This window comes from Streptomyces sp. 840.1 (assembly GCF_003751445.1).
Lineage (GTDB): Bacteria > Actinomycetota > Actinomycetes > Streptomycetales > Streptomycetaceae > Streptomyces.
The window spans coordinates 1407182-1420046 of the sequence record NZ_RJUU01000002.1; the positions used below are offsets into that span (position 1 = coordinate 1407182).

Annotated in this window: 12 protein-coding genes; 4 read left to right on the forward strand and 8 right to left on the reverse strand. The window is 71.8% G+C overall.

Features of this window, described 5'->3' with window-relative positions; all coding sequences use genetic code 11:
- Window positions 1-24: 24 nt before the first annotated feature.
- Together EDD93_RS32355 and EDD93_RS32360 are read right to left on the reverse strand one after the other, a co-directional pair.
- The gene (locus EDD93_RS32355; protein ID WP_398905884.1) at window positions 25-1299 is read right to left on the reverse strand and encodes an MFS transporter; all 1275 of its coding nucleotides are present in this window, start codon (window positions 1297-1299) and stop codon (window positions 25-27) included.
- Between the two features lie 17 nt (window positions 1300-1316).
- On the reverse strand, window positions 1317-1856 hold the full coding sequence (locus tag EDD93_RS32360; RefSeq protein WP_123529256.1) for a transcriptional regulator: 540 nt from the start codon (window positions 1854-1856) through the stop codon (window positions 1317-1319).
- Between the two features lie 261 nt (window positions 1857-2117).
- On the opposite strand from EDD93_RS32360, the gene EDD93_RS32365 reads away from it, so the two are divergent.
- Window positions 2118-2657 (forward strand): GNAT family N-acetyltransferase, encoded by a 540-nt coding sequence (locus EDD93_RS32365; RefSeq protein WP_123529258.1) that lies wholly within the window; start codon window positions 2118-2120, stop codon window positions 2655-2657.
- A 131-nt stretch (window positions 2658-2788) separates the two neighbouring features.
- On the opposite strand, the gene EDD93_RS32370 is transcribed toward EDD93_RS32365, so the two are convergent.
- A complete protein-coding gene (locus tag EDD93_RS32370) occupies window positions 2789-4330 on the reverse strand; it encodes a hypothetical protein (protein ID WP_123529260.1) in 1542 nt (513 codons plus the stop codon).
- Between the two features lie 513 nt (window positions 4331-4843).
- Here EDD93_RS32370 and EDD93_RS32375 point away from each other — a divergent pair.
- Complete coding sequence (locus EDD93_RS32375) at window positions 4844-6367, forward strand: catalase (protein ID WP_123529262.1); 1524 nt, start codon at window positions 4844-4846, stop codon at window positions 6365-6367.
- Window positions 6368-6525: 158 nt separating this feature from the next.
- Here EDD93_RS32375 and EDD93_RS32380 read toward each other — a convergent pair whose 3' ends face one another.
- Together EDD93_RS32380 and EDD93_RS32385 are read right to left on the reverse strand one after the other, a co-directional pair.
- Window positions 6526-7443: an RNA polymerase sigma-70 factor gene (locus tag EDD93_RS32380; RefSeq protein ID WP_123529264.1), complete on the reverse strand. Its 918-nt coding sequence runs from the start codon at window positions 7441-7443 to the stop codon at window positions 6526-6528.
- Window positions 7440-8633, reverse strand: coding sequence for an NAD(P)/FAD-dependent oxidoreductase (locus EDD93_RS32385; RefSeq protein WP_123529266.1), 1194 nt, complete (start codon window positions 8631-8633; stop codon window positions 7440-7442). Before EDD93_RS32385 ends, EDD93_RS32380 begins: the two co-directional genes overlap by 4 nt.
- A 246-nt stretch (window positions 8634-8879) precedes the next feature.
- Between EDD93_RS32385 and EDD93_RS32390 the strand changes: the two genes are divergently transcribed.
- A complete protein-coding gene (locus EDD93_RS32390) occupies window positions 8880-9407 on the forward strand; it encodes a GNAT family N-acetyltransferase (RefSeq protein ID WP_123529268.1) in 528 nt (175 codons plus the stop codon).
- A gap of 57 nt (window positions 9408-9464) precedes the next feature.
- Here EDD93_RS32390 and EDD93_RS32395 read toward each other — a convergent pair whose 3' ends face one another.
- Together EDD93_RS32395 and EDD93_RS32400 are read right to left on the reverse strand one after the other, a co-directional pair.
- Window positions 9465-9833, reverse strand: coding sequence for a VOC family protein (locus EDD93_RS32395; RefSeq protein WP_123529270.1), 369 nt, complete (start codon window positions 9831-9833; stop codon window positions 9465-9467).
- Between the two features lie 29 nt (window positions 9834-9862).
- The gene (locus EDD93_RS32400) at window positions 9863-10636 is read right to left on the reverse strand and encodes an oxidoreductase (protein ID WP_123529272.1); all 774 of its coding nucleotides are present in this window, start codon (window positions 10634-10636) and stop codon (window positions 9863-9865) included.
- A 66-nt stretch (window positions 10637-10702) separates the two neighbouring features.
- On the opposite strand from EDD93_RS32400, the gene EDD93_RS32405 reads away from it, so the two are divergent.
- Window positions 10703-11293, forward strand: coding sequence for a TetR/AcrR family transcriptional regulator (locus EDD93_RS32405; protein WP_185092585.1), 591 nt, complete (start codon window positions 10703-10705; stop codon window positions 11291-11293).
- Window positions 11294-11362: 69 nt separating this feature from the next.
- On the opposite strand, the gene EDD93_RS32410 is transcribed toward EDD93_RS32405, so the two are convergent.
- Complete coding sequence (locus EDD93_RS32410; protein WP_123529275.1) at window positions 11363-12826, reverse strand: PLP-dependent aminotransferase family protein; 1464 nt, start codon at window positions 12824-12826, stop codon at window positions 11363-11365.
- Between the last annotated feature and the right edge of the window lie 39 nt (window positions 12827-12865).

Genomic DNA, 12865 nt, shown 5'->3' on the forward strand with positions numbered 1-12865 from the left:
CCGGCAATCCGCGGCGTTGTGCGGTCACGCTGATTCGGGTGCCCCTTCCCGAACGGCTTCCCCGGGTCCCGGCAGGCTCGGGCTGTCGGCCGGTGCGGCGCCGCGCAGCGCGGCCTCGACCCGGCGGTTGCTGGTCATGGTCGCGGTCAGGGCCGTCATCGCGAGGAGGAGGCCCGCAGCTGCGTAGAGCGGGGTGCGCACGTCGTACGTGGTGGCCAGCCAGCCACCGACGAACGCGCCGAACGGGGCTGCGCACATCGCGAGCATGCGGGAGGTGGAGGCGACCCGGCCCATCAGGTGGGCCGGGACGATCGCCTGCCGCAGCGAGGGTGCGAGCACCATCGTGGCGCCCATGCCCGCTCCGCAGACGGCGAGCGCGAGCCCGGCCACGTACGGATTCGGGGCGGCGGCAAGACCCAGAACGGCAAGCCCCTCGACTGCGGCCGTGCAGGTCAGCGCGGTGCCCGTGCCGAGTCGCCGGCCGAGGAAGGAAGCGATGCCCGCGCCGAGCAGCCCGCCGGTGGCCTCCGCCGTGAGGAGCAGTCCGAAGCCGAAGGTGCCGATGCCGAGACGTTCGCGTGCGAACAGGGCGAGTACGGTCTCCACGGCGAGGAAGGCCACGTTCCCGACCGCCGGGCGGAGCGCGAGCCCCAGCAGCAACCGGTCCCGGAAGACATACGAAGCCCCGGCGCGCGCCTCCTGCAGCAGCGACGCGCGGACGCCGCCGGCAGGCCGCGGTGTGGCGGGCAGCGTCCGTACGAGCAGTGCGGAGACCGCGAACGACACCGCGTCGGCGAGCAGCGGAACCGACCGCCCGAGTGCGAGCAGCGCACTGCCCGCAGGCGGCCCCACGAAGCCGGACATGGCGGTCTGGGCCCCACGCAGACGGGAGTTGGCCCGCTCCAGATGTACCGGGTCGCGGCCGAGCAGATCGGGCAGATAGGCCGTGGCGGACGTGTCGAAGAAGAGCCCGCCGAGGCCCAGCAGGAAGGCTACGGCCGCGAGCAGCGGAATGCTCAGCGAGTCCAGCACGGCGGCCACTGCCGGAATCACGAGCAGCACCGCACGGGCCGAGTCCGCGACCCACATCGTTCGCCGGCGGTCCCAGCGGTCCATCAGGGCGCCGCCGATCACCCCGAAGAGCAGCCACGGGAGAGTGCCGGCGGCCGTGACGACCGCGAGCGCCATCGGATCCCGCGTCAACGTCAACGCGAGCAGCGGCAGCGCGGCATGCGTCACGCCGTCCCCGAGCGAGGACACGGTCTGAGCGGTCCACAGCCGGCCGAACCCGGTCGGCAACTTGCTTATCTCAGTACTCACTTGGATTCCCCCTCGGCCTGCTTGCCCTGCGCGGGGCGGAACAGTGCGAAGACGAGCGACGCGTCCGGCAGCGAGGGGTCGGACAGCTTCCGGTACTCGTGCGCCAGAGCCTCCACCCGTGCCCCCAGCTCCGCGAACTGCTCCTCGGTGAGCCGCAGATGAGCCATTCCTACGTGCCGGGCGCCGTTCACGGGCGACGCCTCCAGGTCCGCGACCGCGTGTCGCATCAGCAGGTCCGGCTGCCCTTCTCCCGGATCCGGCAGAAGGATCGACCGTGCGGCCATCGCGTAGTACCGCTCGGTCACCCCCCGCACCTTCCGGGTCCGCACCACCTTCACCAGGCCGGCCCGCTCCAGCAGCCGCACGTGGTAGCTGGAACTCCCCTTCGCGAGTCCCACCCGCGCGGCGATCTGCGTGATCGTCGTCGGCTCGAAGCGGAGCACGGCCATGATGCGGTGGCGCGTGAGATTGGAGACGGCGCGCAGCTGCTCGTCAGTGGTGATGCGAAACGTCTCGGGAACGTCTTCGGTTGGCATGCGCTCAATGGTCAACGAGTCTTGACCATTGAGCAAGGGGATTTCCGTACCAGCTTCGGGAGTTGACCGTCCGGCGCCGGAAATCGTCGCTTCCGGGCGCTCTGAGGAGGTTCGGCCGACCGGCACGTGGAGGCCGAGGCCGAAGACCGGGCAGCCGGCGATCGCAGCTGTGGCGACACGGCCGTGGCGCGGGGCAGGGCCGGTGGGCCGACCGGGCCGCGAGGCTTGATCGTCCCCGAACCGGTTGCATAGCTTGCGGGCATGACTGAACTCGGACCCGTCGCCTGGCCACCTGCCCCGATCAGGACGGAGCGGCTCGTGCTGCGTGAGCCCGGGGCTCAGGACCGCGCGGCGTTCATCGAGCTGCTCGCCTCACCGGAGGTGCACACCTACCTCGGCGGCCCCCGGCCGCGTGACGAGCTCGAGCGCGAGATGCCCGAGGTGCCCGAGCGGTGGCCGGGAAGCTTCGCCGTTGACCTCGACGGGGTGATGATCGGCCAGATCCTGCTCAGGAGAGCGTCGGAGCGGCACCGCCCGGCTGCTGTGGGGAAAGCCGATCTCGGCTACCTGTTCCTGCCGCAGGCGTGGGGGGCCGGGTACGCGGCCGAGTCGTGCGCGGCGGCACTCGACTGGCTGGACAGCGTCCTTCCCGGCGAGCCGGTGGTACTCGCCACCCAGACGGCCAACGTCGGTTCGATGCGCCTCGCGGCCAAGCTGGGGTTCACCGAAGTGGAGCGGTTCCGGGCCTGGGACGCTGAGCAATGGCTCGGCATGCGGCCCCCGGCCACGCCCTTCGGCTGACCTCCTGCGACGTCCGCGCGGCGGAGCGGTGCGGTGGTCCTTCGGACCCTTCGGACCCTTCGGACCCTTCGGCGCGGACACCGGGCAGGGTGCGAGATGTCCGCCCGCTGCCGTCGCTGTGTCAGCTCGCCTCATGCACGCGGCGTCGCAGCCCGTTCGGCCCTGCCCACCAGGTCCCGCATGACGGCCTGCGGCAGCGACGGGTTGGCGGCGGCAGCCTCCACCACTTCCCGGTCGTCGGCGGCGAGCAGCTCGACGATGGTCCGTGGCGGCAGGGCCGGGTGCCGGGCGGCGGGCAGCCGGGCCCGGCTGTCGGTGAGGCAGGCGAGCAGCGCCGGTCCCGTCGCGCGGCGGTGCCGGGCGATCTCGCGCAGCGCTTTGCGGGGCGGCGGCAGCCGGCCGGCCAGGTCCTCCAGCAGGGCGGGCGGCGCGTCCGGGTTGGCCGCCACCTTGGCGACGACCTTGGTTCCGTGCCGGTCGATCATCATCCGCAGCTGGTCCTCGGAGAAGCCCGGGTGCGGCGCTATGGAGTTGACCACCTTCGCGTCCGGGTCGGCGGCGAGCCTGTCGCGGAGCCCGGGAGGCAGATCGCGTCGTTCGGCCAGGAGCATCCGCAGCGCGGGAACCGCCGAACGGGACAGCTCCTCGGCCTCGGCGGGGGAGGCGGCGGAGATCCTCGGCAGGGGCGTCGGCCCGATCTTGACGGTGGCCGCGAGACGCGAGAGTACGTCGAGCGGCACCAGAGGGTTGTGCGCGAGCGCGCGCCGCACGTCGTGACCGTGGTCGGCGGCCAGCTTCCGGATGACTGTGTCGTTGATCGCCGGGTTCTTCGCGAGATCGGCCCGGACTCCGGGAACGGGATCGTCGGCGAGCCTCGCCGCTGTCTCGGGCGGCAGGCCGGGGCGAGCGGCAAGCGCCCAACGCAGCATCATGGAGGGGTGGCCGGCGTACCGGAGGAGAGCCTCGACAGGCGTGGCGGGGTTCCGCAGGACCTGACCGGCGATCTCGTGCGCGGTGGATTCGTGGGAGCCGTCGCAGGAGGCACCGGACCGCAGGTCACAGTCGGGGCGGGGGCAGTACGGATCGTGTACGAAGGGCGTCGCCTCGCTGTCGCAGACCAGGCATCGCTCCAACGGCGGTAGCCCCTCACCGGTGGCGAGCGCGGCCAGCACGTCCGGTGGCGTGGCCTCGTTGGCCGCGACCGCTCGCCGGACCTCCGCATGCGGATGACGGGCGAGCCGGGCCGCCATGTCGGCGGTTGTCCACAGCGCGAGTTCCGCGACGACCTGTATGTCCGGGTCGGCGGCGAGCCTCTCCCGTACGTCGTCGGGAAGCCCGGGACAGGCGGCCAGCTTCTCCCGGCGCCGGGCGTCCGGGTCCCCGGCGAACAGCCTCGCCCACTCCGGGGCACCGTCCTGCCGGTCGAGCAGGGCGAGCGCGGCCTCCGGCTGCGTGACGGGGTCGATGTCGGCGGCGGTCAGCAGACCCTCGTACGCGAGCCGCACCGCACTCTCCCCGACCCGGGCGGCCAGCGCGACCGCCTGCCCGTGGCCGAGGTCCGCACGAGCGGCCAGGCTCTCGGCGATGTCCGCGTCCGCGACCGCGATCAGGCGCTGCACCAGGTCGAAAGGCAGAGCCGGGTTGCCGGCGAGGCCGCAGAGAGCATGGTTCACAGGAAGACATACTGCCCGGGTCGTGAATGCCCCGACAACCAGCAGTGCGACCGTGAAGGCCCTCGTCCCGGAGCGCGGGACGGGTACCCGGCGCGAGACCCGCCCGTCGCGCCGGGGACGTCACCGTCCCGTGCCGGCAGCATCACGGCCCGCGCCTGACGGCACGCGACCGAAGGTGATGGATTGCCCTGTGCGAAGACGGGCACGCGAGGTACCAACGGGTCGGAGGCCGGGCTCGGCCGCGGCCGGTGCACTCCTTCGGCCGAGCGCGCCTGATGCGGGAACCGTCGGTGGGAGCCGGTGCGGACGCGGTGCGCACGTTGACTGGTGTGGCTGTCGCCGAGGTTCCCGGAGGCGGCAGGGCAGGAGCGGGATCGACGAAGCGATGTGATGCTTGATCCAGGTTTGACACCTTACGTTCCGGGCTAGTCGAACCGACGCGACTTCGTTTCGCCGCTTCCGGCGGGACCGTGTGACCGCTTCGACTGAAGGCAAGATGATGGAGGCAGCCCGATGACCGACACTTCACGTGAGCCGACCACCACTGATTCCGGTGCCCCGGTGGAGAGCGACGAGCATTCGCTCACGGTCGGACCGGGTGGCCCGGTCCTGCTGCAGGATTCCTACCTGATCGAGCAGATGGCCCAGTTCAACCGGGAGAGGATTCCCGAACGGCAGCCCCACGCCAAGGGCAGCGGCGCCTTCGGGCACTTCGAGGTGACCGGTGATGTGAGCGCCTTCACCAAGGCGGCGGTGTTCCAGCCCGGGACCAGGACCGAGATGGTGGCCCGGTTCTCGACGGTCGCCGGCGAGCGCGGCAGCCCGGACACCTGGCGTGACCCGCGTGGATTCGCGCTGAAGTTCTACACCAGCGAAGGCAACTACGACATGGTGGGCAACAACACCCCCGTGTTCTTCATGAAGGACCCGATGAAGTTCCAGCACTTCATCCGGTCCCAGAAGCGCCGCGCGGACAACAACCTGCGCGACCACGACATGCAGTGGGACTTCTGGACCCTGTCGCCCGAGTCGGCCCACCAGGTCACGTGGCTCATGGGAGACCGGGGCATCCCGCGCTCCTGGCGCCACATGAACGGCTACACCTCGCACACGTACATGTGGATCAACGCGCAGGGCGAGCGCTTCTGGGTGAAGTACCACTTCAAGACCGACCAGGGTGTCGAGTTCTTCACCCAGGACGAGGGCGACCAGATGGCGTCCGCCGACACGGACTACCACACCCGGGACCTCTTCGAGCACATCCGCGACGGTGAATTCCCGAGCTGGACACTGCACGTGCAGGTCATGCCGTACGAGGACGCCGCGGAGTACCGGTTCAACCCGTTCGACCTGACCAAGGTGTGGCCGCACGGCGACTATCCGCTGATCGAGGTCGGCCGGATGACGCTGGACCGCAACCCCACCGACAACCACGCCGAGATCGAGCAGGCGGCCTTCCAGCCGAACAACCTGGTCCCCGGCATCGGCCCGAGCCCGGACCGGATGCTGCTGGCGCGGCTGTTCTCCTACGCGGACGCGCACCGCCACCGCATCGGCGGCAACTACCAGCAGCTCCCCGTCAACGCGCCCGTCGTCCCGGTGAACACGTACTCCAAGGACGGGGCGATGGCGTACCGCAAGACCGCGGATCCCGTCTACGCGCCCAACTCCAAGGGCGGTCCCGAGGCGGACACCGCCCGGTACGGGACCCCGCCCAGCTGGTATGCCGACGGGGACATCACCCGGACCGCGTACGTGTCCCACGCCGAGGACGACGACTGGGGCCAGGCGGGCACCATGGTGCGTGAGGTCCTCGACGACGCGGCCCGCGAGCGCCTGGTGGACAACGTCGTCGGGCATCTCCTCAACGGCGTGACGGAGCCCGTGCTGCTACGTGCGTTCGAGTACTGGTCCAACATCGACAAGTCGATCGGCGAGCGCATCCAGCGAGGCGTTCGCGCCAAGGCCGGGGAGCGGGACCCCAAGGCCGCCGGACAGGGCAACCCCGCGCGACGGGACATGCAGGAGAAGGCCTGACGACAGTCATGGCGCAGGCTCCGTACCTGTGACCGACAGAACCCCTGGCCGGCCGGATCGAGGCCGGCCAGGGGTTCTGTCGCAACGAGGCGCGAGCCGGAGGAGCTGGCCGGCCCTGCGTGGCGGGCGGGCCACCGACGCGGTGCCGACCGGGCGGTTCAGGCGAGTTCGTGCAGGGTGCCGTCCGAGACGGCGCGCAGCTTGTCGGGGTTGGCCACGTTGTGGATGGTCGCGATGCGGCCCTCCGGGTCGAAGTCGAAGGACATCGTGGCAAGCACGCGGTCCGGGCCGTGGAAGACCACCCCCGGTCCGCCGTTGATCCAGGTGAACTCGGCCCGCATCCGACTGGGTTCGACGCCCTGGTAGCTCGCGGTGCCGAGCGCGGCGAACCAGCCCGCCACGACCTTCACGCCCACCACCGGCTTGAGGGCCTGACGGACCTTGCCGCCGCCGTCGGTCCACAGGGTGACGTCGGGTGAGAGCAACTCCATGAGGGCGTTGATGTCACCGCCCGTGGCCGCGGCGAAGAAGCGCTCGGCCACGTCGCGTTGGCCGGCGCGGTCGGTGGTGAACCGGGGACGTCGGGCCCGGACGTGCTCGCGGGCACGGTGCGCCGCCTGCCGGACGGCGGGCTCGGCGCGCTCCACCGCCTCCGCTATCTCCGCGTAGCTGAAGGCGAAGACCTCCTTCAGTACGAAGACCGCACGCTCCAGGGGACTGAGCGTCTCCAGGACGACGAGCAGGGCCACGGAGACCGAGTCCGCCACGGCGACGTCATCGGCGGTGCCGGGGCCGGTGAGGATCGGCTCGGGGAGCCAGGGCCCGACATACGTCTCACGCTGGTGGCGGGTCGAACGGAGCAGCTCCATCGAAAGGTTGGAGACGATCCGGGTCAGGTACGCCTTGGGGTCGGCGACCTGGGAACGATCGGCCGCCGACCACTTGAGCCAGGCGTCCTGGACCACGTCCTCGGCATCGACGGCGGTGCCGAGGATGCGGTAGGCGACGGAGAAGAGCAGGGTGCGGTACTGCTGGAAGGCGAGCTGGTCACGGTCGGCCGGCTGCGGCTGGATCATTTGGCACTCCGGATGCGGGTGTAGCGGCCGCCGTGCGGCCAGATCGCGCCCGAGGCGGGCATCTTCTTCATACGGGCGAAGGTCGGCCACGGCGACGCGGTGACCGTCTCCTTGTACCGCGCGGCCCGCTTTCCGGTCAGTACGACGCGGCGCGGGCTGTCGTCGGGGTGGGTGAACTGTACGACGCCGTCTTCCCGGCCCAGGCTGACGGGTGTGTGGTAGTAACCGAAGCGGAAGGGCCTGGGTTCCTTGCCGGCCAGCGTCCGCAGGATCGAGCGGGCCGCGTGCACGCCGGTCGGCATGCCACCCTGACAGGTCCCGTGCATCACGCCGTAGCCCTGCCGGATCGCCGCCGCGTCGCCGACGGCGTAAACATCGGGGTGGGAGACGGAGCGCAGCGAGCTGTCGGTGACCACGCGGCCGCGCTCGTCGACGCTCAGGCCCGCGGCGGCCGCCAGCGGCGAGACGCGGGTCCCGCTGGTCCACAGCACGGCGGCCGCCGGGATGCCGGAGCCGTCCGCCAGCTCGACGCTGTCCGGCAGCACCTTGGTGACCTCGGCGCCGGCGCGTACCGTCACTCCGAGCCGGGCGAGCGCCGCGTCGACGTGGGCCTTGGCCTTCGGGTGCATGCCCGCTCCGGGGTCCCGCCGGCCCAGCAGCACGACCTGGAGCTCCGGGTAGCGCTCGGCGATCTCCGCGGCGGCCTCGACGCCGGTGAGACCGCTGCCGGCGACCACCACCGTCCCGCCGTCGAGCCGGGCCAGCCGGTCGGCGAGGAGCGCGGCGTCCTGCGGGCCGTTCAGGGTGTGGGCGTGGGCCTCGACGCCCGGCACCGAGACGGTGTCCGCGACGCTCCCCAGACCGTAGACCAGGGTGTCGTAGGCGAGGTCCCGGTCGTCGTCGATCCGGACGGTCTTCGCCTCCGCGTCCACGGCGGTGACCCAGCCGCGGACGAAGTCGGCGCCGGTCCCTTCCAGCAGCTCCCGGATGTGCATCTCGGCCGTCTCCTGACCCGTGGCGCTCATGTGCAGCCGGAGCCGTTCGGTGAAGTTCTCGCAGGGGTTGACCAGCGTCACGTGCACGTTTCCACGCTTCCTGGTGCGGGCCGCGAGTTGGATCGCGGCGCAGAGACCGGCGTAACCGGCGCCCAGGACCAGAACCTCGTGCTGCTGCGTCTCTGTCGCGTTCATCGCTCTGCCGCCTCTTTCGTGTCGGTCGTCCGGGCCTTGCGAACGACCACCAGACGCAAGTTCCTCCTCCGTTCGTGACACGGGGCCGATGTGACCCGCGCCACACAATTCGCCGGTCGTTGAGTGCGGTCGCCGAGGCCGGGCGGCGGTGGACGAGCACCTCCGGCCGAGGGCCCGCCCGCCGGCCCGGCACGGCACGGCCTAGGCTGGCCGTCTCATCCGACGCGTCGCGACAAGGACCAGGTCATGGGCAGCAGCACCGCGATCCGCCTGATCGAGCCGACGGACGCCGCCGCGATCGCTGCGCACCGGGTGCGGGACGTCGAGGCCTTCCGGCCGTGGGAACCGGCCCAGCCGGCCGACTACTTCACCCCGGAGGGCCAGGCGGAGAGGATCGACGGGCTGCTGGCCGGATACCGGGCCGGCACGGTCTGGCCGGGCGTTGTGCTCGCCGGCGGCCAGGTGATCGGGCAGGTCACCATCGGGGGCGTCCTGCCGCAGCCGCACCTGCGCCGGGGCTCCGTCGGATACTGGATCGCGAGCGTCGCGCAGAACCGAGGGCACGCCGGGCGCGCCGTAGAGCTCGCCCTGCGGGTGATGACGGACGAACTCGGGCTGCACCGCGCCGAGGCCTCCACCAATCTGGAGAATCTGCCGTCACAACGGGTGCTGCGCCGCAACGGGTTCAGCCCGTACGGCGTCGCGCACTCCTCGATCTTCCTCGACGGGAGCTGGCGGGACGCGCTGCTGTGGGAGCGGATCCTCGGCGGCTGAGAGTCGTCCCGTACCGGCTCCACCGCTTGCCGGCCCCAGCGCCACCGCGAGCCCTTCTCAGGCCGGGCGCAGGCAGAAGGGGTGCCCGGCCGGGCTGGCGTAGACCCTGCTGCCGGTGCGGGTGTCCGGGGTGATGTCGTCGGTGGGCCGCAGCCGGGTGGCGCCGGCCCCGGTGGCCGTACGGTCGGCTGCGGCGAGGTCCTCGACGCCGAAGTCGAGGTGCATCTGCTGGGAGGTGCCGTCCGGCCAGTTCGGGGCGGCGTGGCCGGGGGCGGACTGGACGACGAGCACCGGAAGGCCGGCGGCCCGGATGAAGTGGTGGGTCGGCGTGCGGGTGATCGAGCCGTCGAGCAGCCGGTGCCAGAAGGCGCTCTCCTTCTCGATGTCGGCGGCGTCGATGACCACGGAGCTGAGGGTGAGTGGCATGTGGGTCTCCTGTTCGGTGACGTTGCTGCTCAGACGGTCGGGATGATGCCGCCGTCGACGCGGAACTGTGCTCCGGTCAGCCAATTCGCCCGGCCGGAGGCGAGGAAGGCGATCATCTCGGCGACGTCCTCGGGGTCTCCCGGGCGGCCCATGGGGACCTTCAGGTGATCCACGAGCTGCCGAGTGACCTCCTCGGCGGGGACGCCCCGTTGCTCGGCCATGTGCTGGAGGTGGCTGGTGGCGCCCTCGGTGACGACGAAGCCGGGAAGGACACACACGACGCGCACCCCGTGCTCGCCGACCTCGGTGGCCAGCTCACGGCTGTAGGTGTTGAGCGCGGCCTTGGCGGCGGCGTAGGACGCCTCCGTGCGCTGCGGCAGTTGGCTTGCGATCGAGGAGACGTGCACGACGACGCCGGAACCCCGCTCGACCATCCCCGGCACCAGCGCCCGGTCCAGTCGTACGGCGCTGAGGAGGTTCATCTCCAGGTCCGCCCGCCAGGACTCGTCCGACCGGCTCAAGGTCGGCGCCGGTGCGCTCGCCGCGCCCGCGTTGTTCACGAGGACGTCCACTCCGCCCACGCCGTCGACAACTCGGCGGCCGAGCTCCGCCACGCCGGCCTCCGTCGAGAGGTCGGCCGCGATGAACGTGGCACCGGTGTCCTCCGGGGGCCGGCTGCGCGAGGCCGTCAGTACCGTCGCGCCCGCGGTGACGAAGCGGCGGACCGTCGCCGCGCCCAGGCCCCGGCTGCCGCCGGTGACCAGTACTCGAAGGCCGTGCAGGCCCTCGTCCGTGATCGGCACAGGAATCTCCTCCGTAAGATGAACCCGACTCCGGAAACCATACACAAGCGGAACCGGACTCACCTTATGGAGGCTCTCTTGTCGGCACCCCGACCGCTGCGCGCCGACGCGCGGCGCAACCGCGAGGCACTGCTGTCCGCTGCCCGCCAGGCGTTCCTCAGCGGCGACACGGACGCACACGTGGAGGAGATCGCCCGCAGTGCCGGCGTCGCCGTCGGAACGCTCTACCGCCACTTCGAGACCCGCGAAGCGCTGATCGAGGAGGTCTACCGCAAGGAGGTCGACGAACTGTGCGCCGCACCCACGGACCTCCTGGACCACCACGCCCCCGACGAGGCGCTGCGGCTCTTCCTGCTGCTGCTCGTGGACCACGCCGCGGTGGGCAAGGGGATGTCCGTCGCGCTGGAAAGCATCATGGCGACGGACTCACCGGTCTTCGGCGACGCTCGCACCCTCATGGCGAACGCACTCGACCTGCTGCTCGAAGCGGGCAGCGCCGCCGGCACCGTCCGGGACGACGTCACCGGCCCCACCCTGCTGCGGGCCCTGGGCGGCATCTGCCACATGCGTGCCGCCGAGGGCTGGCTGGCCGAGGCCCGGCAGATCACCACCCTCCTCTTCGACGGCCTGCGGTACGGCGCCACACCGGCGGTCTGAGCCGGAGACCGGGGTGTCGTGCGCCGCCGGGGGAGGGGCGTGCGGGCTGCTCGGGCCCGCTGCCGCAGGTCACTCGGCAGGGCCCTCGGAAGGGGCGTCGGAGGGCGGCACGGCCCGGAGCAGCGCTTCGATCGCCGCTCCGTAAGCGTGTTCCGGCGGCGTCGAGTACCCGATGACCAGGCCGTCCCCGGCCGGCATCGTGGCCTGCGGGTGCCGGAACGCGGCGAGGCCGTCCAGTGCGATCCCCTGCCAGGACGCGGCCTTGACCGCGGACGCCTCCGTGCCGGGCGGCAGCCGAAGGACCGCGTGGAGTCCCGCCGCGATGCCGGTGGCCGTGATGTGCGGGGCCCGTTCGGCGAGAGCGGTGACGAGCTGGTCGCGGCGGCGCCGGTAGCGCTGGCGCATCCGGCGGATGTGGCGGTCGTACTGTCCGGAGGCGATGAAGTCGGCGAGCGTGAGCTGGTCGGGGACGCTCACCCACGCTTCCCGCCCGCCCTTGGCCGCGAGCACGCCGTCGACGAGGTGCCTCGGCAGCACCATCCAGCCGATGCGCACCGCGGGGGACAGGCTCTTGCTGACCGATCCGAGGTAGACGACCCGTTCGGGGTCCAGACCCTGTACGGCGCCGACCGGTACGCGGTCGTAGCGGAACTCCCCGTCGTAGTCGTCCTCGATGATCAGGCCGTCGCCGGTGCGGGCCCAGTCGATGACCGAGGCGCGCCGGGAGGGATGGAGCGGGCCGCCGGTCGGGAACTGGTGCGCGGGCGTGAGCAGCACGCCGCGTACCCGTGGTTGCCCGGCCAACTCCGCTACCCGGGCGCCCTGTTCGTCCAGGCTCAGCGGAACCGTCCGTACCCCGGCACCCTCCAGGATCTCGCTGTGGAACCGGAGCCCGTACGACTCCACGGCGAAGGGACCGCGCAGCGGCCCGGCGCCCGCGCCGGGCGAGCCCCCGAACAGCAGCCGCAGGGCGTGCGCGAATCCGGAGCACACCACGATCCGTTCGGGGTCGACGCGCACCCCGCGTGCGCGCGTCAGGTAGTCGCCGAGCGCGCGGCGCAGTTCGATGCGGCCGCGCGGATCGCCGGGGCCGAAGGCCTCGTCGGGGGCGGCGATCAGCGCACGCCGGGCGGCCGCGAGCCAGGCGGTGCGGGGGAAGGACGCGGTCTCCGGCGCGCCCTGGCGCAGGTTGTGGGTGGGGGTGGCGGGCCGTGCGGGAGCGGGTTTGGGCTTCCGCACGGGTCTGGGCGGCGCGGCGCGTTCCGCCACCCGGGTCCCGGAGCCCTGACGTGCGGTCAGCCAGCCTTCGGCGATCAGCTCGGCGTACGCGTCGGCGACCGTGTTGCGAGCCAGGCCGAGGTCTGCGGCGAGCGAGCGGTAGGGCGGCAACAGGGTGCCGGGCGTGAGCCATCCCTCGCGTACGGCGTTTCGCAGCGCGCGGATCAGGACGGCGCGCCGGCTGCCCGGACCGGACAGGTCCACGTGCAGGTCACTGCCCATGCGCTCCGCCAAATTGACCCATGTTTCCGGCATGGAAATGCACCTTACCCGAGGTCTTTTCCGGTCCTAGAT

Coding starts and splice junctions, on each gene's coding strand:
- EDD93_RS32410 (WP_123529275.1), bottom strand. CDS start 12,826: ATGCCGGAAACATGGGTCAATTTGGCGGAGCGCATGGGCAGTGACCTG.
- EDD93_RS32405 (WP_185092585.1), top strand. CDS start 10,703: ATGGAGGCTCTCTTGTCGGCACCCCGACCGCTGCGCGCCGACGCGCGG.
- EDD93_RS32390 (WP_123529268.1), top strand. CDS start 8,880: ATGGGCAGCAGCACCGCGATCCGCCTGATCGAGCCGACGGACGCCGCC.
- EDD93_RS32365 (WP_123529258.1), top strand. CDS start 2,118: ATGACTGAACTCGGACCCGTCGCCTGGCCACCTGCCCCGATCAGGACG.
- EDD93_RS32395 (WP_123529270.1), bottom strand. CDS start 9,833: ATGCCACTCACCCTCAGCTCCGTGGTCATCGACGCCGCCGACATCGAG.
- EDD93_RS32385 (WP_123529266.1), bottom strand. CDS start 8,633: ATGAACGCGACAGAGACGCAGCAGCACGAGGTTCTGGTCCTGGGCGCC.
- EDD93_RS32360 (WP_123529256.1), bottom strand. CDS start 1,856: ATGCCAACCGAAGACGTTCCCGAGACGTTTCGCATCACCACTGACGAG.
- EDD93_RS32375 (WP_123529262.1), top strand. CDS start 4,844: ATGACCGACACTTCACGTGAGCCGACCACCACTGATTCCGGTGCCCCG.
- EDD93_RS32380 (WP_123529264.1), bottom strand. CDS start 7,443: ATGATCCAGCCGCAGCCGGCCGACCGTGACCAGCTCGCCTTCCAGCAG.